Below are 26,942 nucleotides of genomic sequence, written 5' to 3' on the forward strand. Positions count from 1 at the left end.
TCAGACCCCTGCCTTTGCTACGGTGACCTGCGGTTCCTCGGCGCTGGAAAGCAGAACTTCCAGTTCCAGGGTCAGGGTTTCGGTCTTGACGAGCTCAGCATTGGCCTGGAGGGCGTCAACGACGTCCTGCTGCGCTTCGACGGAAGTTCGGATGCGGTCGCTCACGTTCAGCCCAGCATCCTTGCGTGCCTGCTGGATGGCGCGGACCATGTCGCGTGCCAGGCCCTCGGCAGCCAGTTCCGGCGTGACTTCGGTGTTCAGGACCACGAAGCCGCCACCGGGCAGTACGGCAGCTGCGGAAGACCCGCCGTCGGCCGCTTCTGCCACGACGGTCTCCAGGGTGTACTCCTGCGGCTCAAGCTCGAGTCCCCCGGCCACCACGACGCCGGAATCGGTCACGGACCAGTCGCCGGACTTGGACCCCTTGATGGCCTGCTGCACGTTTTTGCCAAGGCGCGGACCAGCAGCCCGGGCGTTCACCACCAGTTTCTGCTCGATGCCGAATTCCTCCGGTGAAGCCGAAGCAGCGTCCAGCAAGCGGACGGAGCGAAGGTTCAGTTCATCGGCGACGACGGCGGCGAAGCCTCCCAGCGCATCTGCCCCGGGTGCCACGACAGTCAGTTCCTGCAGCGGCAGGCGGACCCGCAGGTTCGCCGCCTTGCGCAGGCTCGATCCGCTGGAGCAGATCTGCTGCACGCGGTCCATGGCCTCCACGAGCCCTGGATTGGCCGGGAACAGTGAAGCGTCGGGCCAATCGGCGAGGTGCACGGAACGGCCCCCCGTCAGCCCGCGCCAGATCTCTTCCGTCACGAGCGGCAGCAAGGACGCTGACACGCGGCATACGGCTTCCAAAGCGGTGTAGAGGGCGTCGAAGGCGTCCACGTTCTCGTCAAAGAAGCGCTGGCGGCTGCGGCGGACATACCAGTTGGTGAGCATGTCCAGGTAGCTGCGGAGTTCATCGCAGGCCCCGGAGATGTCGTAAGAATCCAGGCTTTCGGTCAGGCTGCGGACGAGGTCCCCGGTGTTGGCCATCAAATACTGGTCCAACGTGTCGGAGTAGCCGTCGTAGCGCAGCTTCGCTTCATAGCCGGAACCGGAGTTCGCGGCGTTGGTGTAGAGCGTGAAGAAGCTGTACACGTTCCAGAGCGGCAGGATGACCTGGCGGACGCCGTCGCGGATGCCCTGCTCGGTGACCACCAGGTTGCCACCGCGAAGGATCGGGCTGGACATCAGGAACCACCGCATGGCATCCGAGCCGTCACGGTCCAGGACCTCGGAAACGTCCGGGTAGTTGCGCAGGCTCTTGGACATTTTTTGGCCGTCGGAGCCCAACACGATGCCATGGCTGATGACGTTGCGGAAAGCGGGACGGTCGAACAGCGCCGTAGACAGGATGTGGAGCATGTAGAACCAGCCGCGGGTCTGGCCGATGTACTCCACGATGAAGTCCGCAGGGTTGTGGGTGTCGAACCATTCCTCGTTCTGGAACGGGTAGTGCACCTGGCCGTAGGGCATGGAACCGGAGTCGAACCAGACGTCCAGGACATCTTCGACGCGGCGCATGGTGGACTTGCCTGTGGGGTCGTCAGGGTTGGGACGGGTCAATTCATCGATGAACGGGCGGTGCAGGTCCACTTGCCCTTCGTTGTTGACCGGCAGACGGCCGAAGTCCGCCTCGATGTCAGCCAGCGAGCCGTAAACGTCCGTACGCGGGTACTCGGGATCATTGGACTGCCACACGGGAATCGGCGAACCCCAGTAGCGGTTACGGCTGATGGACCAGTCGCGGGCGTTGTCCAGCCATTTGCCGAACTGGCCATCCTTGACATTGCCCGGGATCCAGTTGATCTCCTGGTTCAGCTCGGACATGCGGTCCTTGAACTTGGTGACCTCGACGTACCAGGAGGACACAGCACGGTAGATCAGCGGGTTCCGGCAGCGCCAGCAGTGCGGGTAGCTGTGCTCGTAGCTGGCCTGGCGGACCAGGCGGCCATCAGCGCGCAGCACCTGGGTGATGGGCTTGTTCGCCTCAAAGACCTGCAGTCCCACGATCGATGCGAGCTCGCCATGGGCAAACAACGGCAGGAATTTCGCGCCCTCGTCCACGGACAGGACAACGGGGATGCCGGCATCCTCACAGACCTTCTGGTCATCCTCACCATAGGCCGGAGCCTGGTGCACGATTCCCGTACCGTCTGTGGTGGTGACGTAGTCCGCCACAAGGAAGCGCCACGCGTTCCGGGTGCCGTACTTCTCGGCATCGGCAAAGTCGTTCCACAGTGGCTCGTACTCAAGGCCCGCCAACTCGGCGCCTGTATGGGTTGAGACGACGGCGGCAGCTGCGGCAGCTGCGTCGTCGTACCCCAAATCCTTGGCGTAGGTCCCCACGAGGTCGGCGGCCAGAAGGAAGCTGCCCGTGACCGGGGCTTCCGCCGAAGCAGCCTTGACGCCGTTCGGACCGGCGGGCAGGACCGCATAGGGGATTTCAGGCCCGACGGCGAGCGCCAGGTTGGTGGGCAGCGTCCAGGGCGTTGTGGTCCAGGCGAGCGCCTGGACGCCTTCGAGGGCCTTGGAGAGTTCGGACTCCCCCGCCTTGATGGGGAACGTTACCGTGACGGTCTGGTCCTGACGGTTCTTGTAGACGTCGTCGTCCATGCGGAGCTCGTGGTTGGACAGTGGCGTCTCGTCCTTCCAGCAGTACGGAAGGACGCGGTACCCGTTGTACGTCAGTCCTTTTTCGTGCAGTTGCTTGAAGGCCCACAGCACCGACTCCATGTACTCGACGTTGAGCGTCTTGTAGTCGTTGTCGAAGTCCACCCAACGGGCCTGGCGTGTGACGTAGGCCTTCCATTCGTTGGCGTACTTCATGACGGAGGCGCGGCAGGCGTCGTTGAATTTGTCGATGCCCATGGCTTCGATCTGGGTCTTGTCCGTCATGCCCAGTTGCTTCATGGCTTCGAGCTCGGCTGGAAGGCCGTGGGTGTCCCAGCCGAAGCGGCGCTCCACGCGCTTGCCGCGCTGGGTCTGGTAGCGGCCCACGAGGTCCTTGGCGTAGCCAGTGAGGAGGTGCCCGTAGTGAGGGAGGCCGTTGGCGAAGGGAGGGCCGTCGTAGAAGACGAACTCGTTGCTGCCGTCTTTGCCTGCTTCGCGCTGGTCGATGCTTGCCTGGAAGGTGCCGTCTTCATCCCAGTACTTGAGGATGCGCTCTTCGATTTCCGGGAACTTCACGGAAGCGGACACGCCCTGCGTGCCTGAAGGAGTCGCTGAGGCCTTGGGGTAGTGGGTCATCTCATATCCTGTGATAGCTGGTTGACTGTCAGGATGCGAGGACGGCTTCAGTGTTTGCTGTTGCCGCGGTACCACCTCACTTACCGGAACCATGGCGCCCCGGGTGGGGGCAACGGCCGGTTCCGGCCTCTCATTACTGCTGTGACGGGCTTACCCGTCCGGTTCTACTGGGCCCTGGCCGCCGCTTGGATTGCTCCACTTGGGCGTTCAGGGATGTTCTTCCGGAAGCTCACCGGTGATGGCCGGGTCAACGCTTGTCTCCCAAGTCTAGCGGCAGGAGAGCCCCGTGCTCCACTCGCAGGATCATCCTTCGGGTGGACCAGCTGGATGCCGTCGGGTGCATAGACTCGACCCCATGACCAACCCCGCCCTTGTCCTTCCGGCCGCGGGCCCGGTAAAACGCTGGCTGGGCCACCAGGCATCCCCCGCGTGGTCGGTCCTGGCTCTGCTCTTGGTGTTGCCTGTGGCGGGAATGTCCCTGTTCAGGGCGGTCCCCACGGAGTGGCCGCTGGTGGTGGTTCAACTGTTGTCGTTCACCCCGTGGATGGTGCTGCCATCGGCGCTGGCGATGGTCCTTGCAGTGGTTGGGCGCCGCCTGTGGGTCCTCATCACGACGGCAGCCCTGTTGGCTCTCCAATTGTTCTGGCTGTTTCCGCTGGACACCGGAAGGGCAGAAGCAGTTCCTGCGGGGACCGCCACTGTTTCCCTGAAGGTGATGAGCCTCAACACTGAATACGGTGAGGCTGACGCACGTGCCATCGTGAAGTTGGTCCGGGACAACGGTGTTCAACTCTTGACCCTTCAGGAGCATACGCAAGGGCTGGAAGACCGCTTACGCTCCGAAGGCCTGGAGTCAATACTGCCGAACCTCCTGAGTGAACCCAACGACGACGCTTCCGGTGGCGCCGTGTATTCCGTTTTCCCTCTGCAACCGGAGGGGCTGCTGCCCGATACGCCATTCCGGATGGACGTTACGCGGGTCCTCGTCACGGATGCGGGCAACGTTTCCAAGGCGACGTTGAACCTCACCAACGTTCATGCACTGCCCCCGGTTGACGAGCGGATCCAGCAGTGGCGCAGCGACCTTGTCAAGGTTGCCCGTCAGGCCTCCCGTCCGGGACATCACCTGCTGATGGGTGACTACAACTCCACCTACGATCATGCCGAGTTCCGTGCCGTGCTTGACCCCGCCATGGGCGGCGGACAGGACGGGAAAAAGCTCGTCGACGTCGGAACAGCCTCAGGCGGACGGTTCTCCCCCACCTGGCCGATGGAGGGACCACCCCTTCCTGGGATCGTGATCGATCACATGGTTACGTCGCCCCGAATCGGCAGCGGTGGCTACGCGGTCCACCAGGTTTCCGGTTCTGACCATGCGGCCATGGTGGCAACCCTGGTTATCCCGGCCGGTTAGCCGGTTGGAAGGCGTGTCTCGCTTCAGCCTTCCTTGCGGATGAGCTTGTGGTTGGCCGCCTGCGCCACCGGGCGCACCACGATCTGGTCCAGGTTGATGTGGTGCGGCAGCGAGACTGCGTACTTGACGACGTCGGCCACGTCCTCGGCCGTTAGGGGCTTTTCGACTCCGGCGTAGACCTTGGCGGCAGCGTCCTTGTCACCCAGCCGGTTAAGGGCAAATTCCTCAGTGTGGACCAGGCCCGGCGCTACCTCGATGACACGGATGTTGTGACCCACTTCTTCCAGCCTTAGGGCGTTGGTCATGGCGTGCTGGGCAAACTTTGCGGCGTTGTATCCTGCGCCGCCTTCGTAAGCGGCCAGTCCGGCGGTGGATGTGAGGTTGAGTACAGTTCCTTCCCCGTCCTCCCTCAGCATCGGAAGGAATGCCCTGGTGATCTTCATGGTGCCCAGGACGTTGACCTGGTACATCCACTCCCAATCCTCAGTATCGGCATTCGCGATCGTGTCCGCGCCACGGGCACCGCCGGCGATGTTGATGAGGGTATCGGCTCCCCCGGCTTTGGAAACGGCCTGCAAAAGGGCTGCGACGTCGTCGTCGCTGGTGATATCGGCCGCAAATGGAATGGCGCCGGTTTCGGCGCCCAGCGCGCCCAAGCGCTCGGCCCTGCGGGCCACCGCAAAGACCTTCCAGCCTGTGGAGGCCAACGCCCGCACCGTTGCCTCGCCGATGCCCGTGCTCGCGCCGGTTACTACTGCTGTCTTGTTCTGAACTGGATGAACCGTGTGTGCTGCCAAAGTCATGGCACCACACTATCCGCAGGCCTCAAGCATCTGCCCGGCCGAGCAGGAATTCACGTAATACCACGGCATGGTTCACCTCTGGATCCCTGGCGGCATAGAGCAAGGTGACCCGAGGATGGGACCTCGCCAACTCCAGCAAAGTCTGAACTGCAGCATTGCTTTCCAGTTCAGCCTCGTACTGCCGCCGGAAATCGGTGAACCGCTCCTGCATGTGTGCAAATTCGGTCCGCAAGGTTGGCGATGGCGCGACTTCCTTCAGCCACAAATCCAAGTGGGCCTTCTCCTTGGACACCCCGCGCGGCCATAGCCTGTCAACTAAAACCCGGGCACCGTCGTCGTCAGCGGGGTCCTCGTAGATGCGTTTGAGGACGAAAGCGTCCCGATGGCCGGCCATGACGGCATGCTACGGCAAGGCGCTGCGGCGGACCATGGAACAATTGACACATGGCTGAATCAACGCAGGGTACAGACACGCCCGCCACCGCCCCCATCAACGTTCCCGACAAGCCGGCCCTTGAAGGCCTTGAGGCTGCCCTGACGCAGCGCTGGCTGGACGAAGGAACCTACAAGTTCAACCCGGACACCACCCGGGAGCAGGTCTACTCGATCGACACTCCCCCGCCGACCGCCTCGGGTTCCCTCCACGTGGGCCACATGTTCTCCTTCACGCAGACGGACGTCCAGGCCCGCTACATGCGCATGACCGGAAAGAATGTCTTCTACCCCATGGGTTGGGACGACAACGGCCTGCCCACTGAGCGTCGCGTCCAGAACTACTACGGTGTGCGCTGCGATCCCGCCATCCCCTACAACGCCGACTACCGTCCTCCAGCACAGCCGGCCAAGAACCAGCGCGATTTCGACGTCGTTTCCCGGCAGAACTTCATCGAGCTGTGCGAGGAACTCGCTGTCGAGGACGAAAAAGTCTTCGAGAACCTCTTCCAGACCCTCGGCCTGTCCGTGGACTGGGACCTGACCTACCGCACCATCGACGACACCTCCCGTGCGGTATCCCAGCGTGCCTTCCTTGCCAACCTTGCAGCGGGCGACGCCTACATGGCCGAGGCCCCCACGTTGTGGGACGTCACGTTCCGTACCGCTGTAGCCCAGGCTGAGCTTGAGGACCGCGAAGTTGCGGGCGCCTACTACCGCTACCCCTTCTTCACCGAAGACGGCGAAAAGATCTTCATCGAGACCACCCGTCCGGAACTGCTCGCCGCTTGCGCCGCGCTGGTAGCAAACCCCGACGACGAACGGTACCAGCCGCTGTTCGGCAAGACCGTGAAGTCGCCGCTCTTCGACGTTGAGCTTGAGGTAAAGGCCCACCCGCTCGCCAAAGCGGACAAGGGCTCCGGCATCGCGATGGTCTGCACCTTTGGTGACCTGACAGACGTCACGTGGTGGCGCGAGCTGCAGCTGCCCACACGCGCCATCATGGGCCGCGATGGCCGCATCATTGCCGAAACCCCGGAATGGATCACTACCGACGCCGGCAAGGAAGCCTACGCCGCGATCGCCGGCAAGACGGCCTTCTCCGCCAAGGAAGCAGTTGTAGAGCTCCTCACGGCGGCAGGCCTGCTAAACGGCGAACCGAAGAAGATCACCCACCCCGTGAACTTCTTCGAAAAGGGCGACAAGCCCCTTGAGGTGGTGACCTCACGCCAGTGGTACATCCGCAACGGTGGACGAGATGAAGAACGCCGCGAACGGTTGATCGGCCGCGGCCAGGAAATCAACTTCCACCCTTCTTTCATGCGCTCGCGCTATGAGAACTGGATCGCGGGCCTGAACGGCGACTGGCTCGTATCACGCCAACGCTTCTTCGGCGTGCCCATTCCCGTCTGGTACCCCCTGGATGCCCAGGGCAACCCGGACTACGACCACCCCATCCTGCCATCGGATGACATGCTCCCCGTGGATCCCGCCGCAGATGCAGCCCCTGGCTTCGAGGAAGCGCAGCGTGACCAGGCCAACGGCTTCACAGGTGACGCCGACGTCCTGGACACCTGGGCCACGTCTTCCCTGACCCCCCAGATCGTGGGTGGCTGGAGCCGTGACGAGGAACTGTTCTCCAAGGTCTACCCGTTCGACCTCCGCCCCCAGGGTCACGACATCATCCGCACATGGCTGTTCTCCTCCGCTGTCCGCGCCGACGCCCTGCAGAAGAGCGCGCCGTGGAAGCACGCAGCTATTTCAGGGTGGATCCTTGACCCGGACCGCAAAAAGATGTCCAAGTCCAAGGGCAACGTGGTTGTCCCCACGGACGTCCTGAACGAGTTCGGCTCGGACGCCGTCCGCTACTGGGCAGCCTCGGCCAAGCTCGGTGCGGACACGGCCTACGAGATTGCGCAGATGAAGATCGGCCGTCGGTTGGCCATCAAGCTACTCAACGCATCCAAGTTCGTGTTGAACCTTGGCGCCACCGAAAACTCCGTGGTGTCCAGCGATCTTTCCGTGCTGACCAATCCACTGGACCGGGCACTGCTCGCCCAGTTGTCGGACGTTGTTGCGCAGTCCACCAAGGCTTTCGAAAACTACGACTACGCCCGGGCACTGCAAATCACTGAGTCATTCTTCTGGCAGTTCACCGACGACTACGTCGAGCTGATCAAGGACCGCGCCTACGGTGCGGCCGGGGAGTCGGAGCAAGCATCCGTACTGGCTGCGCTGGCCACCACCCTGGACTCCTTGCTGCGCCTTTTCGCGCCGTTCCTGCCGTTCGCCACCGAAGAGGTGTGGAGCTGGTGGCGCACCGGCTCGGTTCACCGCGCCCAATGGCCTGCCGAACTGGAAATCGCCGATGGCGACACCACCATGCTTGGCACTGTTGGCGTAGCACTCAGTGGCATCCGCAAGGCCAAGTCCGAGGCAAAAGTGAAGCAGCGCACCGCAGTACTCTCGGCGTCCATCACGGCCAATGAAATGCTTGTTGCGCAGCTCAAGGCCGGACTCGGGGACCTGAAGGCAGCCGCGAACGCCCAGGAGATCGCACTTCAGTCCGGTGAGGGTGAGCTGACGGTCAGCGACGTCGTCCTCGCACCGGCAGAGGAAACGCCAGCGTCCTAAGAGCCTTCCGGCAAATTCCGGAAATTTGGGCAAAGGGGAAGCCCCATCAGCGTTTTGCCGTTGGTGGGGCTTCGACTTTTCGGCTGTCTGGTGACGGCTTGACAGTCTGGCGGAATCCTCGGAATTTCAGGTCTTACTACCTCGTCACTGGTAGCTTGCTTCCAACTTTGCCAAAGGCTGCGTTGGTTGCATATCACTGAATCTTTGGTTTCCGTGTCCCTCTTCTTTCGAAGTGGGTAAGAACCATTGTGGTCCCGCCAGTGACCATGCACAAGAGCCCCGGCAGAACTACAATCCTGTAGTTCTGCCGGGGCTTTTTCGTGCAGCTATCCTGCAGCCCGGGTAAAGCTATGGCAGAGTATGGACATGCCGGAACTTCCCGAAGTGCACGGCCTGTGCACGTATCTGGACACCCAGCTCCATGGAGCTGTGCTGACCAGCGTCCGCATCAACTCCATCGCCGCCTTGAAGACCGCTGATCCGCCCTACAGCACCCTCGAAGGCCGCACCATCCAGGGCACGCAGCGCTTCGGCAAGTTCATCAGCCTCGATGCCGACGGCCTGTTTTTCGTTTTCCACCTCGCAAAGGCCGGGTGGGTCCGCTATACGGAGCATCCATCAACAGCCGGGCTGCGCATGGGCAAGAGCAACATAGCGGCCAGGCTACTGCTGCACCGGCAGGCCGACGACGCCCACATAGGACTGGACCTCACTGAAGCCGGCACCAAGAAGAGCCTGGCCATCTACGTGGTAAGGGATCCCTTGGATGTTCCCGGGATCGCAACCCTGGGTCCGGAACCGCTCAGCCCCGACTTCGACGAAAATGCCCTGGCAGCAATCCTTAAGACAAGTTCCCAACAGATCAAGGGACTTCTCCGCAGCCAAAGCATCATCGCAGGGATTGGCAACGCCTACAGCGATGAGATTCTGCACGCCGCCAAAGTCTCCCCCTTCGCCATCGCGAAGACGCTCGACGGCGAAACAGTACGGCGGCTCTATGTTGCCATGCAGGAGGTTCTGGTGGGTGCCGTGAACGCGGCAGCTGGAAAGCCTTCCAACGAGCTGAAGGACACCAAGCGAAGCAATTTCAGGGTCCATGCCAGGACCGGGCTGCCCTGCCCTGTTTGTGGCGACACTGTACGTGAAGTGTCGTTCGCAGACACGTCACTTCAGTACTGTGCTACCTGCCAAACCCACGGAAAGATCCTCGCGGACCGGCGTACGTCGCGCTTCCTGAAGTAGTGCCGTGTATTCGCCGGGCCGGACCCTGGGCTTCCTGGTTGAACTCGGGCTTTCCTAGTTGAATTCAGGGCTTTCCGTGCGGCTGCGCTTGATTTCGAAGAAGTGCGGGTAGCCGGCAAGGGTTACCGTGGCATCCCAAAGTTGCCCCGCTTCTTCGCCCCTCGGAATCCGGGTGAGGACCGGGCCGAAGAAGGCCGTGCCATTTACAGCCACCACGGGCGTTCCCACATCCTGGCCCACCAGGGAGATGCCGGCCTCGTGGCTGGCCCGCAATTCGGTGTCGTACTCCCCTGAGTCCGCGAAGCGGGCCAGCTCAGCAGGAAGGCCTACTTCTGCCAGCGCTTTCTGGATCACGGAACTACGGTCCTTGTTGCCTTCGTGGTGGAACTGTTCCCCCATGGCGTCGTACAAGGGTTTGATGTACCTGCTGCCATGGAGCTCCTGGGCAGCAATGATCACGCGGACAGGACCCCAGCTGTCGTCCATCATCGCCCTGTAATCCCCGGGAAGGTCACGGCCCTCATTGAGGACGGACAAGCTCATGACGTGCCATTCGGTCTCAATTCCCCGCACTTGCTCCACCTCGCCGATCCAGCGCGATGTGATCCATGCGAAGGGGCAAACAGGATCGAACCAGAAATCGGCTTTATTGACGGGCTGCTCTGGCAGGTTCTGTTCGGGCAGGCTCTGTTCAGGCACAGTCAGTTCAGGCACGTTCATTTCAGGCACAGGGAAACTCCTTGGAAGAGTAAAAAGCGGGCATCAAGCGACGCGGAATGAATGAAACCGCCGCTTACTAGGCCAACGGGTGGCTAGGCCGACTTATTCCGGCGCTTCGCTACGACGTCGTGGCCAATCATGGTGGGCTGGGCCTTGTTGTCCACCACATCAGCGGTGATGACGACAGTTGCGATGTCATCCCTGCTTGGCAGATCAAACATGACGGGCAGCAACACTTCTTCCATGATGGCCCTCAGGCCACGTGCGCCGGTTCCACGTTCAAGAGCCTGGTCAGCGATGGCATCCAAGGCATCGTCGTCGAATTGCAGGTCTACACCGTCCAGCTGGAACATCTTCTGGTATTGCTTCACCAGGGCATTCTTGGGCGTGGAAAGGATCTGGATCAACGCAGGACGGTCCAGATTGGAGACGGTGGTGATCACTGGCAGGCGGCCAATGAACTCCGGAATGAGTCCGAACTTCAGCAGGTCTTCCGGCATGACTTCACCGTAAGTGTCCACGTTGTCCCGGACTTCGTTCAGTGGCGCTCCAAAGCCGATGCCCTTGCGCCCTGACCGCGAACCAATGATGTCCTCAAGGCCGGCAAATGCACCTGCCACGATGAAGAGCACGTTGGTGGTGTCGATCTGGATGAATTCCTGGTGCGGATGCTTACGTCCACCCTGCGGCGGGACGGAGGCTACTGTGCCTTCGAGGATCTTCAGCAGGGCCTGCTGGACTCCCTCGCCCGACACGTCCCGGGTGATCGAGGGGTTCTCGCTCTTGCGGGAGATTTTGTCGATCTCGTCAATGTAAATGATGCCTTGTTCGGCTTTCTTGACGTCGTAATCAGCGGCCTGGATGAGCTTGAGCAGTATGTTTTCGACATCCTCGCCCACATAGCCAGCCTCCGTGAGTGCGGTTGCATCGGCCACAGCGAACGGGACATTGAGCCTGCGGGCGAGCGTTTGCGCCAGATACGTCTTGCCACAGCCAGTTGGACCGATCAGCAGGATGTTGGATTTGGCGATCTCCACATCCTCGTGATGCGGACCCTCACCAAGGCTCCCGGCCTTGGGAGCATGACCAGCCTGGATCCGCTTGTAGTGGTTGTAGACGGCAACTGCCAACGACCGTTTGGCAGGCTCCTGGCCGATGACGTATTCCTGCAGGAAATCGAAGATCTCCCGGGGCTTGGGGAGTTCAAAACTGCCAAGGTCCGAAACTTCCGCAAGTTCTTCTTCGATGATCTCGTTGCAAAGCTCGATGCACTCATCGCAGATGTACACACCGGGCCCGGCAATCAGCTTCCGTACCTGCTTCTGGCTCTTTCCGCAGAAAGAACACTTCAGCAGGTCCGTGCTCTCGCCAATCCGAGCCATGTGGGAATCCCTTCGTTACATGCGGGTGATGCGGCTCCGTGCCGTACTCAAGTGTGCAGCCTGGCCGGGGTTGGCACCACCGTGACAACATCCACTCTAGGTCACAATGGGCTGCTTGGGTGGAAACAGAACGCCGGTGCGGTCCATATTTCGCGAACCGCACCGGCGTCGTTTTCCGTATGCTACCTGGCGATTGCCTGGGGCTTGATCTTGCGGGAGTCCAGGACCTGGTCGATCAGACCGTAGCTCATGGCCTCGGCCGCGGTCAGGATCTTGTCGCGCTCGATGTCATTGTTGACCTGCTCGGAGGTACGGCCCGAGTGGTGTGCCAGCGTGTCCTCAAGCCATGTACGCATGCGCATGACTTCAGCAGCCTGGATCTCGAGGTCGGATGCCTGGCCGCCCTGGCCGCCGGACAACGCCGGCTGGTGGATCAGCACGCGTGCGTTCGGCAGTGCCAGCCGCTTGCCGGGGGTTCCCGCTGCAAGCAGGACAGCAGCCGCGCTGGCTGCCTGGCCCAGGCATACCGTCTGGATCTCCGGACGAATGTACTGCATGGTGTCATAGATCGCCGTCATGGCCGTGAACGATCCACCTGGCGAGTTGATGTACAACGTGATGTCGCGGTCCGGATCCGTGGACTCAAGAACAAGCAGCTGGGCCATGATGTCATCGGCAGAAGCGTCGTCAACCTGGACGCCGAGGAAGATGATGCGGTCCTCGAACAGCTTGGTGTACGGATCCTGGCGCTTGAAGCCGTACGGTGTGCGCTCTTCGAACTGGGGCAGGACGTAGCGGCTGGTTGGAAGATTACCGGCAGACCATCCGAAGTTGTAGTTCATGTCATTACTCCTGGGTTTCAGTGGTTCTTTGGTGCCGGTTAGTTTTCGGAGCCTGGCTCGGAGTTCGACTGGTTGGCCGTTCCACCGCCACCAGCTACCGAGCCTGCGTGAGCCGAGATCTTGTCGAAGAAGCCGTACTCCAGAGCCTCCGTGGCCGTGAACCACTTGTCGCGGTCGTTGTCCTTGAGGATGGTCTCCACAGTCTGGCCGGTCTGTTCTGCGGTGAGTTCCGCCATGACCTTCTTCATGTGCAGGATGAGCTCAGCCTGGATTTTGATATCCGAAGCAGTGCCGCCGATACCACCGGACGGCTGGTGCATGAGAATACGGGCGTTGGGGGTGGCGTAACGCTTCCCCTTGGTTCCGGAAGAGAGCAGGAACTGCCCCATGGAGGCAGCCAGGCCGGTGGCAACAGTGACAACATCGTTGGGGATGAACTGCATGGTGTCATAGATGGCCATGCCGGCGGTCACCGAGCCACCGGGTGAGTTGATGTAAAGGTAGATGTCCTTCTCGGGGTCTTCAGCCGAGAGGAGGAGCAGCTGGGAGCAGATGGCGTTGGCGTTCTCGTCACGGACTTCAGAGCCAAGCCAGATGATGCGCTCTTTCAGCAGGCGGTTGTAGATGTAGTTGTCCTGGGCTGCGGGATCGACAGTTGCCATCCGGGGAGCCTCTGATTGCTGTGACATAAGTACTTACCTCTCGCTGGTGCCAGTGACCTCACTGAACTTCACTACTTGGACACTAACCGTTTTCAGGGACGATTTGTTCGCCGGAATCGCGCTGTTCGCTGACGGCGCACGATTGGAGCGGGCCCGCAGATCCAGCACGCTGATTGTATGCGGGCTTGTCCGTTCAGGGCTTAAAACAAACCGACCCCGGATCACTGATCCGGGGTCGGTTGATGCGCTATTGACTAGAACTTCACGGCTGCGGGGTCATCGCTGGCGACAACATCCGCTTCCTCGCCGGCTTCGGCGGTTGCTGCCTCATCAGCAGCAACTTCGCCCGCAGGGCGGACAAAATCGCTCAGGTCAACCTTGTTGCCTTCGGAGTCAACGACCTCGGCCTGGCCCAGCACAACGGCCAGTGCCTTGCGGCGGCGTACTTCAGAAACCATCATGGGGACCTGGCCGCTCTGATCGATGATCTGGGCGAACTGGTTGGGATCCATACCGTACTGGCTTGCGGTGCTGACGATGTAGTCGATCAGCTCGTTCTGGCTGACGTCAACTTCTTCCTTGTCCGCAATGGCGTCAAGGATGACCTCGTTCTGGAAGGCGCGCTCAGTGTTTGCCTTGACCTCGGCGCGGTGCTCCTCGGTGTCGTGGTCACCTTCGCCGTGGGCGTTCTCCGGGTTGAAGTGAGCCTCAATCTGCTCTTCGACAACCGAAGCCGGAACGGGGACCTCGACGAGCTCTACGAGCTTGTCCAGGACCTTGTCGCGGGCCTCAACGCCCTGTCCGACAACCTTGGAATCGGCAGCCTGCTTGGCGAGGTCCTCGCGGAGCTCAGCAAGGGTGTCGAATTCCGAAGCCAGCTGTGCGAAGTCGTCGTTGGCTTCAGGAAGCTCGCGCTCCTTGACGGCCTTGACAACAACCTTCACCTGGGCTGCCTCGCCGGCGTGGTCGCCGCCAACGAGCGTGGTGTCGAAGATGGCTTCTTCGTCTGCGGACAGACCGGTCACGGCCTCGTCCAGGCCCTCAAGCATGGTGCCGGCGCCAACCTGGTAGGACAAGCCGGAGGCCGAGTCGATTTCTTCGCCGTCGATCGTGGCGGTGATGTCGATCGTGAGGAAGTCCTCGTTCTTGGCGGGACGCTCCACGGACTTCAGCGTGCCGAAGCGGCCACGCAGTTCATCCAAGGCCTTGTCGACGTCTTCAGCGGAGGATTCAGCCGCAGCAACCTCAACCTTGATGCCTGCATAGTCCGGCAGCTCGATCTCGGGGCGAACATCAATCTCCACCTGGAACTTAAGCTCGCCATCGGTTGCGGACGGGTCCGGAACCTCGGTGATCTCAACTTCAGGACGGCTCAGGGGACGAACACCCGTTTCCTGGACAGCAGCCTGGTACCAGCCGTTGAGGCCATCGTTGATGGCGGTTTCCAGGACATAGCCACGGCCAACGCGCTGGTCGATCAGCTTGGAAGGAACCTTGCCCTTGCGGAATCCGGGGACCTGGATCTGCGAAGCAACAGTCTTGTAAGCGGCATCGATGCTCGGCTTCAGTTCCTCAAAGGGAACCTCAACGTTGAGCTTGACCCGCGTGGGGGTGAGGTTCTCGACAGCGCTCTTCACAGTCTAAGTACTCCTGAATTTGTGGGTATGGGGTTCTGCCGCATCCCTGAGGCGGACACGAAACACAGAGTCGGGGTGACAGGATTTGAACCTGCGACTTCCTGCTCCCAAAGCAGGCGCTCTAGCCAAGCTGAGCTACACCCCGAATGCACAGGACAGTCTACGGGCAAGCGGGCCCGGAATGCACATTTGACACCGCCGCCGGAATTAGGTTTAGTTGTACCCGGCTTCAACAGCCACCGGGAAGATGTCCTGAGCAGGAGATCCATACAAGGATCCAGCAGGATACCCGCCCGGGGACGTAGCTTAATGGTAAAGCCTCAGTCTTCCAAACTGATTACGCGGGTTCGATTCCCGTCGTCCCCTCCAGTAAAAAGCCCCAATCTTCGGATTGGGGCTTTTTTGTTGTTACGAATCCGCAATCGTTGTTACAACAGGAAAGCGCTGTTACAACTGGCAGGCGCCGTTACAACTGGCAGCCAGGGCACCAATACAGTTTGCGGGCGCCGATTTCGGCCATGCCTACCAGCGTCCCGCAAGCGCGGCAGGGCTGCCCTTCGCGCTTATAGACAAAGTGGGCATCGGCGTCGGGCGCTGAAGTGCCGTTACCGCTCCATAGCGCTGGCGGCGTGGTGACAATCCGGCCGTCGCGTACGCCGTCGGACATGGCAAGGACGGCGTCATCCCACAACTTGCCGGCCGTCGCAGCATCAATCATGTTCCCAGGAGTCCATGGATCCACCGCCTGACGAAAGAGGACCTCGGCGCGGTAAATATTTCCGACCCCCGCCAGCACCGATTGGTCCATCAACAGCAAGGCCACGGCCGTCTTGCGGCGTCGCAACCGGCGGATGAACTCGTCCCGGTCCCCCGGCCGGTTACGCAGCGGATCGGGGCCCAGGCGGCCCAGTACAGCTTCTGCTTCATGGGACGTGACAGCGGCGCAAGTGGTGGCTCCACGAAGATCGGCCCAGCCGTTGTCCGACACCAGGCGGGCGCGGACGGCACCCACCGGGGCGGGAGGCCCTGCGTATTCCACCCCGGCACCGGACTCCCCATCAGTACCGGATGAGGCAGTCTCGCGCTCACCGATCCGGCGGGGCGCGCCAATGCTGGAGGCTCCCGAGAAGGAGCTATCGCCGCCAAAGCTCCAGGCACCATAAAGACCAAGGTGAACGTGGAGGAAAAGATCGTGGTCGAACCTCAGGAACAGCTGCTTTCCGTGCGCAACAGATTCAACCATCACATGTCCGCTCAGAAGCTCCGCACCGGCCGTGAATCGGCCCTGCGGACTCGAAACCTCCAAACGCCGGCCGCCAAACACGTCCTGGAATTGGCGGGCCAGCCTATGGACGGAGTGCCCCTCAGGCACTACTCGACGATCTCGCCGGTGGTCTCGTAAGCCGCAATCTTGCCGATACGGCGGATGTGGCGCTCGTCATTGCTGAAAGGTTCCTGGAGGAAGGCCTCAATGAGTTCGGTTGCTTCTTCCACCGTATGCTGGCGGCCACCAACGGCCACTACGTTGGCGTCGTTGTGCTCGCGGGCGAGCTTGGCCGTAGAGAGATTCCAGGCCAGCGCGGCACGCACACCCTTGACCTTGTTGGCGGCAATTTGTTCACCATTGCCCGAACCACCCAGGACGATGCCCAGCGCATGCACGCCTGCTTGCTGGTCAGCCACCACTGCAACTCCTGCGTTGATGCAGAAGGACGGGTAGTCATCCAGAGCGTCATATTCCCTGGGTCCGTGGTCCACAACCTCATAACCCTTTGCGGTGAGGTGGCTGACCAGGTGGGCGCTGAGTTCCATGCCGGCGTGGTCGGTGGCGATGTGGACGCGGGGTGTAGTCACAGGAAGTCCATTCTTTCTGGCGCGCCGGTACGGCACTTGCCGGGCGCGGCGGTGTGGGATGCGCTACCTAGGTTACCGCGCCCCGGGTTGCTGGGGCTGCCCGCCGTGGTGGGCCCGCTCGGCAGCCCGGTTCAGGATGCCGGCGAGTTCGTCCGCTGTTGCCGGAGTCCCTGCACTGAGCGCAACCCTGCCTCCATTAAGTTTCCTTACGACGACGGCCGGTCCGCTGCTGACCAGCATCGCCGTTGCATCGTCATGATGCCGCCAACCCCATCCGCCAAAGTCTGCCGCTTTCACTTCAGCCGGAGCTGCTGCCGCGATGTCGACGGCGGGAACGGTCAGGACCGGCACGATGCCTCCTGCGAAGACCTGCAGCCCTCCCCTGTCCGCCCGGACGCGGGCGAAGAGGAAGCCGGCACCAACCAACGCCGCCGCGGCCAACAAGGCTCCCAGCCATGGGACGGCTATCGCGATCAGCGCGGCTGGAAACAGCGTGGACACGATGATCATGATGAAAACTGAACTGCGGGCATGGACCCACATGCGCAGCGTATCCCGCGCGAGGTCCGGGTCTGTGACGTACAGGCGTGCGGCTTCAAGGGCTTCGTCGTCCTCCCGCGTCCACCGGGGATCGGGTTTGAAAGCGAACATGAGAACGACTCCCAACGACACCGCCGCTCCACTGCCCATGGCGAGGACGATCGGATCAACGTGGGAAGCGCGGGCGTCCCCCAGCCCCGATTGCCCTACCAATCCGGCAGCCAGCACTGTTGTCACGAAGAGGCTCACCATGAGGCCAAGGCCCATCATGACCCTGCGCATGACCACCGGCCGGGACAGCGGCACGGCCTGGAGGAACGCGACCCAGCCGAAAAAGGTGATCAGGGCTGCGCCGCCGGTTACATAGGCGCCGAAAGGAGCAAAGGCACTGCCGCCGTCGGCGTTCCACATAACTGCTACCGGATCAGGAAGATCGTTTCGCACCATCTGTGCGCACACAACGAAACCTATGGCCAGCAGCAACGGAAAGGCGAGTGCAAACCTGAGTGCGCGGATATCAAGAGACTCCCTGAACGTTCCCATGCTCCAACGCTACTCCGTGCCGGCGACACTGTGGGGGCACCTCCTTGCCATCAGCGCTTGGAGTGAAAGAATGGCTTCACACCATCGACCGGACCTGCCCCGGCCGGACATCCCAACCTCTGGAGGCACCACTTGCCAGGCCTTAACCTGACGCGCGACGAAGCCGCGCAGCGCGCTGAAATACTCAATGTCGAGTCCTACAACGTCACCCTGGATCTGACCAAGGGCGCCACGGTGTTCGGATCCACCACCGTGGTGAAGTTTTCGGCAAAGGCTGGAGCCTCGACGTTTATCGACGCCGTGACCGAGAGCGTTTACAGCGTTACCCTGAACGGCACCGAACTGGATCCCGCCGAGGTATCCGATGGCGTCCGCATCCAACTTCCAAACCTTGCCGAGGAGAATGAACTCATAGTCGTCGCCGATGCGCGCTACATGAACACAGGTGAGGGCCTCCATCGTTTCGTGGATCCGGTGGATGGGGAGGTCTACCTCTACACCCAGTTCGAGGTTCCGGATTCCCGGCGGATGTTCGCTGTCTTCGAGCAGCCGGACCTGAAGGCCAGCTTCACGTTCCGCGTCACTGCTCCCTCACACTGGGACGTCGTCTCCAACTCCGCCACCCCGGTACCGGGTGAAACTGATGCAGGCGAGGACGGTGGAGCCAGGTCCGTGTGGGAATTCGCTCCCACTCCGCGTCTGTCCTCGTATGTCACCGCCCTGATAGCCGGACCATACCAGTCCGTCCGTTCCGAGGTGGCAAGTTCGGACGGCAGGGTCATTCCGCTAGGCGTCTTCGCGCGCAAATCCTTGATGCAGTACCTGGATGCGGACAACATCTTCGAACTGACCCGCCAGGGCTTTGAATTCTTCGAGGCACAGTTTGGCTGCCCGTACCCGTTTGAAAAGTACGATCAGCTGTTCGTCCCCGAATTCAATGCCGGTGCGATGGAAAACGCCGGCGCGGTGACAATCCTGGAAGGCTACATTTTCCGCGGCAAGGTCGCCGGCGCACAGATCGAGCGCCGGGCCATCACGGTCCTGCACGAACTCGCGCACATGTGGTTCGGGGACCTGGTGACCATGCGCTGGTGGAACGACCTCTGGCTCAACGAGTCCTTCGCCGAGTACATGTCCCACCTGGCCGCTGTGGAAAACACGGCCTTCGACAGGGCTTGGACAACCTTCGCCTCCGTTGAGAAATCGTGGGCATACCGCCAGGATCAACTGCCCACCACGCACCCGATCTTCGCGGAAATCAACAACCTGGAAGACGTAGAGGTCAATTTCGACGGCATCACCTACGCCAAGGGCGCCTCCGTGCTGCGGCAGTTGGTTGCCTGGGTTGGACCGGAACAGTTCATGTCAGGGGTGCGCACGTACTTCGCCAAGCACGCTTGGAAGAATACCGAACTGGCTGACCTCATGGTGGAACTTGAAGCCGCAAGCGGCCGTGACCTGGACGTATGGGGCAAGCTCTGGCTCGAAACCGCCGGCGTGAACACCCTGGCTCCCGAGGTGGACGTGGAGCAGGACGGCACCATCACCGCGTTCAACATCCTGCAGTCCGCGATCGACGAACAACCAACGCTTCGTCCCCATCGCCTCGCGGTGGGCTTCTACAACCTCACCGAAGAGGGCAAGCTGGAGCGGACGCACCGCGAGGAGCTCGACGTCGAGGGTCCCCGGACCGAAGTCCCCGCCTTGGCAGGCCTCACACGCCCGGACCTCATCCTGCTCAATGATGATGATCTCGCCTACGCCAAAGTACGACTGGACGCCCACTCGCTGGCCACAGCGAAAGCGCATCTCAAGGATTTTGCCGCCAGCTTGCCCCGCACACTGGTCTGGGGCTCCGCATGGGATGCGGCACGGGACGGAGAAAGTCCTGCGCGCGGCTACGTCGAACTGATACTGGCGAACATCGCAGAGGAAACAGACTCCTCTGTGATCCTCGTTCAGCTGCGGCAGCTTGCCACGACGCTGACCTACTATGTGGCGGCCGGGCACAAACTGGAGGCAACGATCGCTGCCGCCGATAAGCTGTGGGAGCTCGCGTCGGCGGTGGAAGCCGGCTCGGATGCGCAGTTGCAGTTCGTGAAGTCCTATGCGCAACTTGCACGCAGCGCAGATCAGCTGGACCGTATCCAGGCACTGCTGGACGGGACCGACACTCTTGAGGGCCTCACCGTTGACCAGGACATGCGCTGGGAACTGCTAACCGCTTTGGTGGCCGGCGGCAGGCAGGGCCAGGAGCGCATCGACCACGAACTCGCCCGCGACAACACCTCCACCGGCCAAAATGCAGCGGCACAGGCCAAGGCCGCTATTCCCACGGCGGAGGCCAAAGCTGCAGCGTGGGATTCCATCGTGGTCAAGGGCGAACTCTCCAACGCCCTGCAAGCCTCGGCAGTGGCCGGCTTCATGCGGGTGCCGGACACCACCCTGCTGGAGCCCTACGCTGAGAAATATTTTGAAGCGGTCCCCGGGATTGTCAAAGAACGCACGCACGCGTTGGCCCAGCAGATCGTCGTGGGCCTGTACCCGGCGCAGCTCACAACCCAGGCCACGGTGGACCGGACGGACGAATTCCTTGCAGCTCTTCCTGAGGAGAGTGCCGCCCTGCGCCGCATGATGCTGGAAAACCGGGACGCCGTGGCGCGGGCGCTCCGTGCCCGGGCAGCGGACGTGGACGTGGACGTGGACGCCTAAGCAGTCCGTTGGGGCCTGTGCCGGCGCTGTTTGGCAGATGGCTAAACTGTCCGCATGGGCCTCAACGAACACCACTATGCATTGACCGTCCGCTGGACTGGAAATCTGGGCGCGGGTACGGAAAGCTACAGAGGGTACTCGCGGGATCATGACATAGAAATTCCCGGGCTGCCCATCCTCAAAGGTTCCGCAGATCCAACGTTCCACGGCGACCGCACGCGCTACAACCCCGAGCAACTCCTGCTTGCTGCCCTGTCGCAATGCCACATGCTCTCCTTCCTGCACGTGGCGGTAAAACATGGGGTTGTTGTTACCGGCTACGAGGACAACGCCGAGGGCACCATGAAGCTAAACCGTGACGGCAGCGGTCAATTCGAGAGCGTGACTCTGAAGCCGCACGTCACTATCGCGGATCCTGCTCATTCGGCCTTGATGGCGCAACTTCACCACGAAGCCAATCAGGTCTGTTTCATAGCCCGCAGCGTCAACTTCCCGGTGTTGCACGAGCCAATCACGACGGCGGCAGCGGCCTGACGCTGTAAGCCCCCTTAGCTCTGTTGCTTCCGCAGGAGTCTTACCAGCCTGCGTTCGGTTTCACGGCTTAAGCCTGCCTTGCGCTCCCTTTCCAAGCCCAGGCTTCGCTCATAGTCCAGAGCGTCCCGGAGGGTCTCCTGCCACGGGCGCAACGTCATCCCGAGCGCCTTCGCTGCTTGATTGCTTCGCGATTGGAAACCGTCGTGGTCCGCTGGCAACCAGAGAGGAAGTGAGTCCGGCCCGGACCAGTACTCGACGCCTTGCCCGACCAGCCAGTCTTCGTCGGCCTGGACAGTTTCGCTCGATGGCAGCCTCGGCTCCGTGCCGGGCTGACTCTCCTGGCCCAGCGCCGCGCGGCTGGATTCCGAAATGTACTCACTGAACGGAACTACATCACCCAACGCGTTGTAAGTGCCCGTCAGGCCCATCCCTGCCCCTTGGATGATCCAACCGGCGAGGTCACGGACGTCGATGATCTGGGTGGCGTCATCGGGAATGTCCGGCACGAGAACCGGCTCGGTATTGGCTGCAAAGCGCGCAGGCCAATAACCGTAGCGGTCGGAGCCGTCCCCTGGCCCTCCGATCAACCCGGCCCGCACAATGTGGGCTTTGTGCCCAACCAAAGCGAGCGTCATGTGCTCGATCGCAGACTTCGATTCACCATAGGTTTCCGGAGTGCCTGATTGTCCTTCAGGCAACGGTTGAAGAAGCGCCGCGTTCTCGTCAGCGCCAGGAACCGAATGCTCCGCATACACCGAGCAACTGGACACGAAGGTCCAATGGCCCGCATGCGGTCCCAACGCTTCAAGGGCATCCAGCGCTTGAACAGGATCCCTGGAAACCTCGACAACCGCATCCCAGCGGCTGTTCACGTCCCCATAGGCTGCACTACCCAAGGCGCGGTCGCCACGGACCCAGGCCACGCCGTCGGGCGGGTTCGCCTGGGTGCCACGGGCAAGACACGTGACGTCGTGCCCCAAGGCAAGCGCCTGCTTTGCGATTTCAGATGACAGGAAGGCGGTACCGCCAAGGACCAGGATGCGCATACCGTCACGCTACGGCGATAGGGTTGGAAGTGGACAGAGTGTTCCGCGCCCGGCGAACACGGGCCGACGACAAGGAGTTATTCCACCTTGACCTCCATCCCCTTGGCGGAAACCATCACCATTGAACCGGAGAAAATAGACTTCGTGTCGATCCTCATCACTTTAGGCGTGGGCCTGCTGGTGTGGATCGTGGCGCGGTTCATCATCCTGCGCATCACACGGCGGGTATCCGCCGGCAGCTCCTTCTTCAAGAAGCCCCACTTCAAATGGGTGCAACCGGCAATCCGCGCACTGGATCACGAACGCCGGTCACAGCGCGCCGAAACCATCGGCACTTTGCTGACAAGCCTTGTGAGCGTCGTGGTTGTGGTGATCGTGATCATCTACGTCCTCAAGTTCATGAACGTGGACGTCGCGCCCCTGCTGACAAGCGTGGGAATACTGGGTGTCGCCATCGGCTTCGGTGCACAGCAGCTGATCCGTGACTTCCTCGCCGGGATCTTCATCACCATCGAAGACCAGTATGGAATAGGCGATGTGATCGTTACCAGCGAAGTGATTGGTACCGTTGAATCAGTGGGCCTGCGCATTACGCGGGTCCGCGCTGAGGACGGAGCCATCTGGTATTTGCGAAACGGCGAAATCCTGCGCGTGGGCAACCGCTCGCAGGGAGACTACGTTCCGCTGGAGTCGCCGGAAACCGACGACAATGATGCTGCCAAGAAGGCTGAGGAGAAGGCCAGTGAGTGAAACGAACCCCCAGGCTGGTCAGCGACGCCAGCTGATGCAGAACGATCCCTTCAGCCAGCCTGCCTACACGGACAGCTTTTATTCGGCCGTGGGCGGGCACGATACTTTCGTGAAGCTGATCGACGTCTTCTACGACGGCGTTGCGCAGGATCCGCTCCTGCGGCCCATGTACCCCGAAGAGGACTTGGAACCGGCCAAACGGCGTTTCCTCATGTTCCTGGAGCAGTATTGGGGCGGTCCCACTACTTACAGCGAGGAGCGCGGCCATCCACGCCTGCGGATGCGCCACATGCCGTTCCGCGTCACGCCCGAAGCGAAGGACCGCTGGCTCTTCCATATGCGGACAGCAGTGGACTCGCTGGGGTTGTCGCCTCTTCACGAGGGAACCCTTTGGGACTACATGGAACGCGCTGCCCTGACCATGGTGAACAGCCCCCCGGCCGTCTGAGGTCGGCTGGGCCTAGAACCCGGGACCCAAGCCTGCGCCCGTGCGAACCAGGACATGGCCACGAGGACCACTTAAGCGGAACCAGCGTCCGTTGCGGAACAACTGCTGCTCGCCCCCGCCCAGGAATCCCAGGGCGAAGGCAGCAAAGGCTGCACCCGCAGGCAGGTCACTGAGTCCGGGGAGTTCCCTTCCCCACACGGCGGCCCGGGCCGTATTCACAACGGCAGCGCCAGCGGCAGTGGGCACAACGCCAGCCACCTCGGCAATGCCGGCTTCCGCGGCTGACTTCAGATCGGCGTCGAGCACCGTCCCCAGGACTGCCCAACCGCTCCTGGGCGCGCCGACGCCGGCCCATGACTCCGAAACCGTCGACGGCGGAATGGGCAACTCGACGTCGTCGGCACCCGAGCGGGCAAGACGGTCCATGACGGAGGCGAGCGTCACAGTGACATCGGCCTGGGCAGGTTCTGCAAGCGCCATTGTCCGTAACCCAAGGATTGTGGGAGTTGATTCACCCAGGATGCGTGGCCTGAGTACACACACGTACGCGGCCAATACCTGGCCTGCGGCCTGCAGGCGGATGGCGCCGTCATCGATGCTCTTGGCACGCGTGACGTAGGTCCGCAGGTCAACGAGGTCGCGCGGATCGGCAAAGCGGAAGGACTGGGTCAAGAGGTCTGTCACAGCATCGACTCTACCGGCATGTCCGCGGTTGAGAGGGGTCCGGGCGCCGTCTAGAGTCGAACCATGACAGACACGAACGCCGGCCTCAAGGTTGAGGCACCCGCAGAAGATCCGACGGAAGTCCTCATTGGCCTGTTGGACCTTGGTGACTTCGACGGAGCCCGGACCAATGAGGACATTTTCCTTGGACCTTCCCAAAAACAGCCCCGGCATCGTGTCTTCGGCGGCCAGGTCCTGGCCCAATCCATGATGGCTGGCATGCGAACCGTGGAACCTGACCGGGTGGCGCACTCCATGCACGGCTATTTCCTGCGGCCCGGCGACGCCAATAAGCCCATCACGTTCGGTGTGGAACGGCTGCGTGACGGTCGGTCCTTCTCGGCACGGCGCGTTCATGCTTATCAGGACGGTGTGCCGATCCTTTCCATGATTGCCTCGTTCCAGGTTGAAGATGAAGGCCTGGATCATCAAGCGACAATGCCCGAAGGCATGCCGGACCCCGAGTCGTTGCCCAGTACGGCTGAGTTGCTGGCTCAATTCGACCACCCGTTGGCACGGCATATGTCCTCGGAGCGGCCGTTCGACGTCCGTCACATCGACCCCGCACTTTACGTGTCACCGCCAAGCGAGCACGTGGCCACCAACGCCGTCTGGATGAAGACGATGGGCCCCTTGCCCGACGACCCCAAACTGCACCTGGCCGCCCTGGCGTACGCCAGCGACTACACTCTGTTGGAACCCGTCCTCCGCAAACACGGCCTCGCCTGGATGACGCCAGGCATGAGCGTCGCCAGCCTCGATCACGCCATGTGGTGGCACCGGCCGGTCCGGGTGGACGAGTGGATGCTGTACGTTCAGGAGTCCCCCAGCGCGCAAGGGGCCCGCGGCTTGGCTACCGGGCGGATATTCAACCGCGAAGGCCTGCACGTTGCGACCGTGGCACAGGAGGGCATGGTCAGGATTCCATAGCAATGAGGCCGGTCCCTGTTGGGACCGGCCTCATTTTGTGCCTGTGACTACCCGTTAGTCGCGGGTCAGACGGCGGTGCGTCACACGGTGCGGCTTGGCCGCATCAGCGCCGAGGCGCTCCACCTTGTTCTCCTCATAGGAGTCGAAGTTACCTTCGAACCAATACCACTTGGACGGGTTCTCGTCGTCACCTTCATAGGCGAGGATGTGGGTTGCTACCCTGTCCAGGAACCAACGGTCGTGGGAGACCACCACGGCACAGCCCGGGAACTCGAGCAGGGCATTTTCCAGGCTGCTCAGGGTTTCGACGTCGAGGTCGTTGGTGGGCTCGTCGAGGAGCAAAAGGTTGCCACCCTGCTTAAGCGTCAACGCAAGGTTAAGACGGTTACGCTCACCACCGGAGAGGACGCCAGCCTTCTTTTGCTGGTCCGGGCCCTTGAAGCCGAACGCCGAAACGTAGGCACGCGAAGGCATTTCCACCTGGCCGACCTGGATGTAGTCATGGCCTTCGGAAACAACTTCCCAGAGAGACTTATTGGGATCGATGCCGCCACGGGACTGGTCCACGTAGGAGATCTTTACGGACTCGCCGATCTTGAGCTCACCGTCATCCAGGGGCTCCATGCCGACGATGGTCTTGAACAAGGTGGACTTACCCACACCGTTGGGTCCAATAACGCCAACGATGCCGTTGCGGGGCAACGAGAAGGAGAGGTCTTCGATCAGGACGCGGTCGTCGAACCCCTTCTTCAGGTTCTTGGCCTCGATCACTACCGAGCCCAGGCGCGGACCCGGCGGAATCTGGATCTCTTCGAAGTCCAACTTGCGGGTGCGCTCGGCCTCCGCAGCCATTTCTTCATAGCGGGCCAAACGGGCCTTGGACTTGGTCTGGCGGCCCTTGGCATTGGAGCGCACCCATTCAAGTTCTTCGGTGAGGCGCTTGGACAGCTTTGCGTCCTTCTTGCCCTGGACCTCAAGGCGGGCCTTCTTCTTCTCCAGGTAGGTGGAGTAGTTACCCTCGTACGGGTAGAGGTGGCCGCGGTCGACTTCTGCGATCCACTCAGCCACGTGGTCCAGGAAGTAGCGGTCGTGGGTCACGGCAAGGACCGCACCGGGGTACTGGGAGAGGTGCTGCTCGAGCCAAAGGACGCTCTCGGCGTCCAAGTGGTTGGTGGGCTCGTCAAGGAGCAGGAGGTCCGGCTTCTGGAGGAGAAGCTTGCACAGCGCTACGCGGCGGCGTTCACCACCAGAGAGGACCGTGACATCGGAATCAGCGGGCGGGCAGCGCAATGCGTCCATGGCCTGTTCGAGCTGGGAATCGATATCCCAGGCATCGGCAGCGTCAATGGCTTCCTGCAGCTTTCCCATCTCATCCAGGAGAGTGTCGTAGTCCGCATCCGGGTTCGCCATCTCTTCGGAGATCTCGTTGAAACGCTGGATCTTGCCGTAGATCTCGCCAACGCCTTCTTGGACGTTGCCAAGGACGGTCTTTTCCTCATTCAGCGGCGGTTCCTGCAAGAGGATGCCCACGGTGTAACCGGGGCTCAGGCGGGCCTCGCCGTTTGAAGGGGTGTCCAGCCCGGCCATGATCTTCAGGATGGTGGACTTGCCAGCACCATTCGGGCCCACGACGCCAATCTTTGCGCCAGGGTAGAACGACATGCTGACATCGTCCAAAATAAGTTTGTCGCCAACGGCCTTGCGAGCCTTGGTCATCGTGTAAATGAATTCCGCCATGCCCTTAAATCTAGTGGGTAGGCGGACAGATCTCACATTCGGTGTTGTCGAACACTGCCCTCAGCTCCA

22 protein-coding genes and 2 tRNA genes are annotated in these 26,942 nt (G+C 61.6%); 9 read left to right on the top strand and 15 right to left on the bottom strand.

Annotation, left to right across the window (positions count from 1 at the left end; genetic code table 11):
- Positions 1–3,288, bottom strand: a complete 3,288-nt coding sequence (ileS, locus tag AC6I99_RS13065) for an isoleucine--tRNA ligase (RefSeq protein WP_497961090.1) — start codon at positions 3,286–3,288, stop codon at positions 1–3.
- Positions 3,289–3,643: 355 nt separating this feature from the next.
- Between ileS and AC6I99_RS13070 the strand changes: the two genes are divergently transcribed.
- The gene (locus tag AC6I99_RS13070) at positions 3,644–4,702 is read left to right on the top strand and encodes an endonuclease/exonuclease/phosphatase family protein (RefSeq protein ID WP_497961091.1); all 1,059 of its coding nucleotides are present in this window, start codon (positions 3,644–3,646) and stop codon (positions 4,700–4,702) included.
- A 23-nt stretch (positions 4,703–4,725) separates the two neighbouring features.
- Here AC6I99_RS13070 and AC6I99_RS13075 read toward each other — a convergent pair whose 3' ends face one another.
- Together AC6I99_RS13075 and AC6I99_RS13080 are read right to left on the bottom strand one after the other, a co-directional pair.
- Complete coding sequence (locus AC6I99_RS13075; RefSeq protein ID WP_224164537.1) at positions 4,726–5,505, bottom strand: SDR family oxidoreductase; 780 nt, start codon at positions 5,503–5,505, stop codon at positions 4,726–4,728.
- 22 nt (positions 5,506–5,527) lie between these two features.
- On the bottom strand, positions 5,528–5,899 hold the full coding sequence (locus AC6I99_RS13080) for a DUF488 domain-containing protein (RefSeq protein ID WP_224164538.1): 372 nt from the start codon (positions 5,897–5,899) through the stop codon (positions 5,528–5,530).
- A gap of 50 nt (positions 5,900–5,949) precedes the next feature.
- Here AC6I99_RS13080 and valS point away from each other — a divergent pair, with 50 nt between their 5' ends.
- Both valS and AC6I99_RS13090 read left to right on the top strand, forming a co-directional pair.
- Positions 5,950–8,571, top strand: a complete 2,622-nt coding sequence (gene valS, locus AC6I99_RS13085) for a valine--tRNA ligase (RefSeq protein ID WP_497961092.1) — start codon at positions 5,950–5,952, stop codon at positions 8,569–8,571.
- Between the two features lie 366 nt (positions 8,572–8,937).
- The gene (locus tag AC6I99_RS13090; protein ID WP_497961093.1) at positions 8,938–9,813 is read left to right on the top strand and encodes an Fpg/Nei family DNA glycosylase; all 876 of its coding nucleotides are present in this window, start codon (positions 8,938–8,940) and stop codon (positions 9,811–9,813) included.
- Between the two features lie 54 nt (positions 9,814–9,867).
- Here the strand turns inward: AC6I99_RS13090 and AC6I99_RS13095 are convergent, their stop codons facing one another.
- The 6 genes from AC6I99_RS13095 to AC6I99_RS13120 all read right to left on the bottom strand — a co-directional run bounded on the left by AC6I99_RS13095 (position 9,868) and on the right by AC6I99_RS13120 (position 15,201).
- Positions 9,868–10,512: a mycothiol-dependent nitroreductase Rv2466c family protein gene (locus tag AC6I99_RS13095; protein WP_275965568.1), complete on the bottom strand. Its 645-nt coding sequence runs from the start codon at positions 10,510–10,512 to the stop codon at positions 9,868–9,870.
- Positions 10,513–10,625: 113 nt separating this feature from the next.
- Positions 10,626–11,915, bottom strand: coding sequence for an ATP-dependent Clp protease ATP-binding subunit ClpX (clpX, locus tag AC6I99_RS13100; RefSeq protein ID WP_223933150.1), 1,290 nt, complete (start codon positions 11,913–11,915; stop codon positions 10,626–10,628).
- Between the two features lie 182 nt (positions 11,916–12,097).
- Entirely contained in the window at positions 12,098–12,757 is a 660-nt protein-coding gene (locus AC6I99_RS13105) for an ATP-dependent Clp protease proteolytic subunit (protein ID WP_216925476.1), read from the bottom strand.
- Between the two features lie 38 nt (positions 12,758–12,795).
- Positions 12,796–13,419: an ATP-dependent Clp protease proteolytic subunit gene (locus tag AC6I99_RS13110; RefSeq protein ID WP_275964122.1), complete on the bottom strand. Its 624-nt coding sequence runs from the start codon at positions 13,417–13,419 to the stop codon at positions 12,796–12,798.
- A gap of 254 nt (positions 13,420–13,673) precedes the next feature.
- A complete protein-coding gene (gene tig / locus AC6I99_RS13115; protein ID WP_497961094.1) occupies positions 13,674–15,056 on the bottom strand; it encodes a trigger factor in 1,383 nt (460 codons plus the stop codon).
- A gap of 70 nt (positions 15,057–15,126) precedes the next feature.
- Positions 15,127–15,201, bottom strand: a tRNA-Pro gene (locus AC6I99_RS13120).
- A 150-nt stretch (positions 15,202–15,351) separates the two neighbouring features.
- Between AC6I99_RS13120 and AC6I99_RS13125 the strand changes: the two genes are divergently transcribed.
- Positions 15,352–15,425: transfer RNA gene (locus tag AC6I99_RS13125), tRNA-Gly, on the top strand.
- Positions 15,426–15,522: 97 nt separating this feature from the next.
- Here AC6I99_RS13125 and AC6I99_RS13130 read toward each other — a convergent pair.
- The 3 genes from AC6I99_RS13130 to AC6I99_RS13140 form a co-directional block, all read right to left on the bottom strand.
- Positions 15,523–16,428: an Fpg/Nei family DNA glycosylase gene (locus tag AC6I99_RS13130; protein WP_497961095.1), complete on the bottom strand. Its 906-nt coding sequence runs from the start codon at positions 16,426–16,428 to the stop codon at positions 15,523–15,525.
- The gene (locus AC6I99_RS13135; RefSeq protein WP_224164542.1) at positions 16,428–16,910 is read right to left on the bottom strand and encodes a ribose-5-phosphate isomerase; all 483 of its coding nucleotides are present in this window, start codon (positions 16,908–16,910) and stop codon (positions 16,428–16,430) included. Before AC6I99_RS13135 ends, AC6I99_RS13130 begins: the two co-directional genes overlap by 1 nt.
- 72 nt (positions 16,911–16,982) lie before the next feature.
- A complete protein-coding gene (locus tag AC6I99_RS13140) occupies positions 16,983–17,993 on the bottom strand; it encodes a hypothetical protein (protein ID WP_224164543.1) in 1,011 nt (336 codons plus the stop codon).
- Between the two features lie 132 nt (positions 17,994–18,125).
- Here AC6I99_RS13140 and pepN point away from each other — a divergent pair, with 132 nt between their 5' ends.
- A complete protein-coding gene (gene pepN / locus AC6I99_RS13145) occupies positions 18,126–20,705 on the top strand; it encodes an aminopeptidase N (RefSeq protein WP_497961096.1) in 2,580 nt (859 codons plus the stop codon).
- 54 nt (positions 20,706–20,759) lie between these two features.
- Positions 20,760–21,239, top strand: a complete 480-nt coding sequence (locus AC6I99_RS13150; protein WP_224090711.1) for an OsmC family protein — start codon at positions 20,760–20,762, stop codon at positions 21,237–21,239.
- Positions 21,240–21,253: 14 nt separating this feature from the next.
- Here AC6I99_RS13150 and AC6I99_RS13155 read toward each other — a convergent pair whose 3' ends face one another.
- The gene (locus AC6I99_RS13155; RefSeq protein WP_497961097.1) at positions 21,254–22,285 is read right to left on the bottom strand and encodes a Rossmann-fold NAD(P)-binding domain-containing protein; all 1,032 of its coding nucleotides are present in this window, start codon (positions 22,283–22,285) and stop codon (positions 21,254–21,256) included.
- An 87-nt stretch (positions 22,286–22,372) separates the two neighbouring features.
- Between AC6I99_RS13155 and AC6I99_RS13160 the strand changes: the two genes are divergently transcribed.
- Together AC6I99_RS13160 and AC6I99_RS13165 are read left to right on the top strand one after the other, a co-directional pair.
- Entirely contained in the window at positions 22,373–23,035 is a 663-nt protein-coding gene (locus AC6I99_RS13160) for a mechanosensitive ion channel family protein (RefSeq protein ID WP_309929868.1), read from the top strand.
- 34 nt (positions 23,036–23,069) lie between these two features.
- Positions 23,070–23,483, top strand: coding sequence for a globin (locus AC6I99_RS13165; RefSeq protein WP_497961967.1), 414 nt, complete (start codon positions 23,070–23,072; stop codon positions 23,481–23,483).
- A gap of 12 nt (positions 23,484–23,495) precedes the next feature.
- Here AC6I99_RS13165 and AC6I99_RS13170 read toward each other — a convergent pair whose 3' ends face one another.
- Positions 23,496–24,167, bottom strand: a complete 672-nt coding sequence (locus tag AC6I99_RS13170) for a DUF8185 domain-containing protein (protein ID WP_224090715.1) — start codon at positions 24,165–24,167, stop codon at positions 23,496–23,498.
- 63 nt (positions 24,168–24,230) lie between these two features.
- Here AC6I99_RS13170 and AC6I99_RS13175 point away from each other — a divergent pair, with 63 nt between their 5' ends.
- Entirely contained in the window at positions 24,231–25,136 is a 906-nt protein-coding gene (locus tag AC6I99_RS13175) for an acyl-CoA thioesterase (RefSeq protein WP_309929869.1), read from the top strand.
- 54 nt (positions 25,137–25,190) lie between these two features.
- Here AC6I99_RS13175 and ettA read toward each other — a convergent pair whose 3' ends face one another.
- Positions 25,191–26,873 (bottom strand): energy-dependent translational throttle protein EttA, encoded by a 1,683-nt coding sequence (ettA, locus tag AC6I99_RS13180; protein WP_224164549.1) that lies wholly within the window; start codon positions 26,871–26,873, stop codon positions 25,191–25,193.
- Positions 26,874–26,942: the final 69 nt, after the last annotated feature.

Source organism: Arthrobacter sp. TmtSoilC77 (genome assembly GCF_059739415.1).

Coding starts and splice junctions, on each gene's coding strand:
- ileS (WP_497961090.1), bottom strand. CDS start 3,288: ATGACCCACTACCCCAAGGCCTCAGCGACTCCTTCAGGCACGCAGGGC.
- AC6I99_RS13070 (WP_497961091.1), top strand. CDS start 3,644: ATGACCAACCCCGCCCTTGTCCTTCCGGCCGCGGGCCCGGTAAAACGC.
- AC6I99_RS13075 (WP_224164537.1), bottom strand. CDS start 5,505: ATGACTTTGGCAGCACACACGGTTCATCCAGTTCAGAACAAGACAGCA.
- AC6I99_RS13080 (WP_224164538.1), bottom strand. CDS start 5,899: ATGGCCGGCCATCGGGACGCTTTCGTCCTCAAACGCATCTACGAGGAC.
- valS (WP_497961092.1), top strand. CDS start 5,950: ATGGCTGAATCAACGCAGGGTACAGACACGCCCGCCACCGCCCCCATC.
- AC6I99_RS13090 (WP_497961093.1), top strand. CDS start 8,938: ATGCCGGAACTTCCCGAAGTGCACGGCCTGTGCACGTATCTGGACACC.
- clpX (WP_223933150.1), bottom strand. CDS start 11,915: ATGGCTCGGATTGGCGAGAGCACGGACCTGCTGAAGTGTTCTTTCTGC.
- AC6I99_RS13105 (WP_216925476.1), bottom strand. CDS start 12,757: ATGAACTACAACTTCGGATGGTCTGCCGGTAATCTTCCAACCAGCCGC.
- AC6I99_RS13110 (WP_275964122.1), bottom strand. CDS start 13,419: ATGGCAACTGTCGATCCCGCAGCCCAGGACAACTACATCTACAACCGC.
- AC6I99_RS13140 (WP_224164543.1), bottom strand. CDS start 17,993: ATGGGAACGTTCAGGGAGTCTCTTGATATCCGCGCACTCAGGTTTGCA.
- AC6I99_RS13150 (WP_224090711.1), top strand. CDS start 20,760: ATGGGCCTCAACGAACACCACTATGCATTGACCGTCCGCTGGACTGGA.
- AC6I99_RS13155 (WP_497961097.1), bottom strand. CDS start 22,285: ATGCGCATCCTGGTCCTTGGCGGTACCGCCTTCCTGTCATCTGAAATC.
- AC6I99_RS13165 (WP_497961967.1), top strand. CDS start 23,070: ATGCAGAACGATCCCTTCAGCCAGCCTGCCTACACGGACAGCTTTTAT.
- AC6I99_RS13175 (WP_309929869.1), top strand. CDS start 24,231: ATGACAGACACGAACGCCGGCCTCAAGGTTGAGGCACCCGCAGAAGAT.
- ettA (WP_224164549.1), bottom strand. CDS start 26,873: ATGGCGGAATTCATTTACACGATGACCAAGGCTCGCAAGGCCGTTGGC.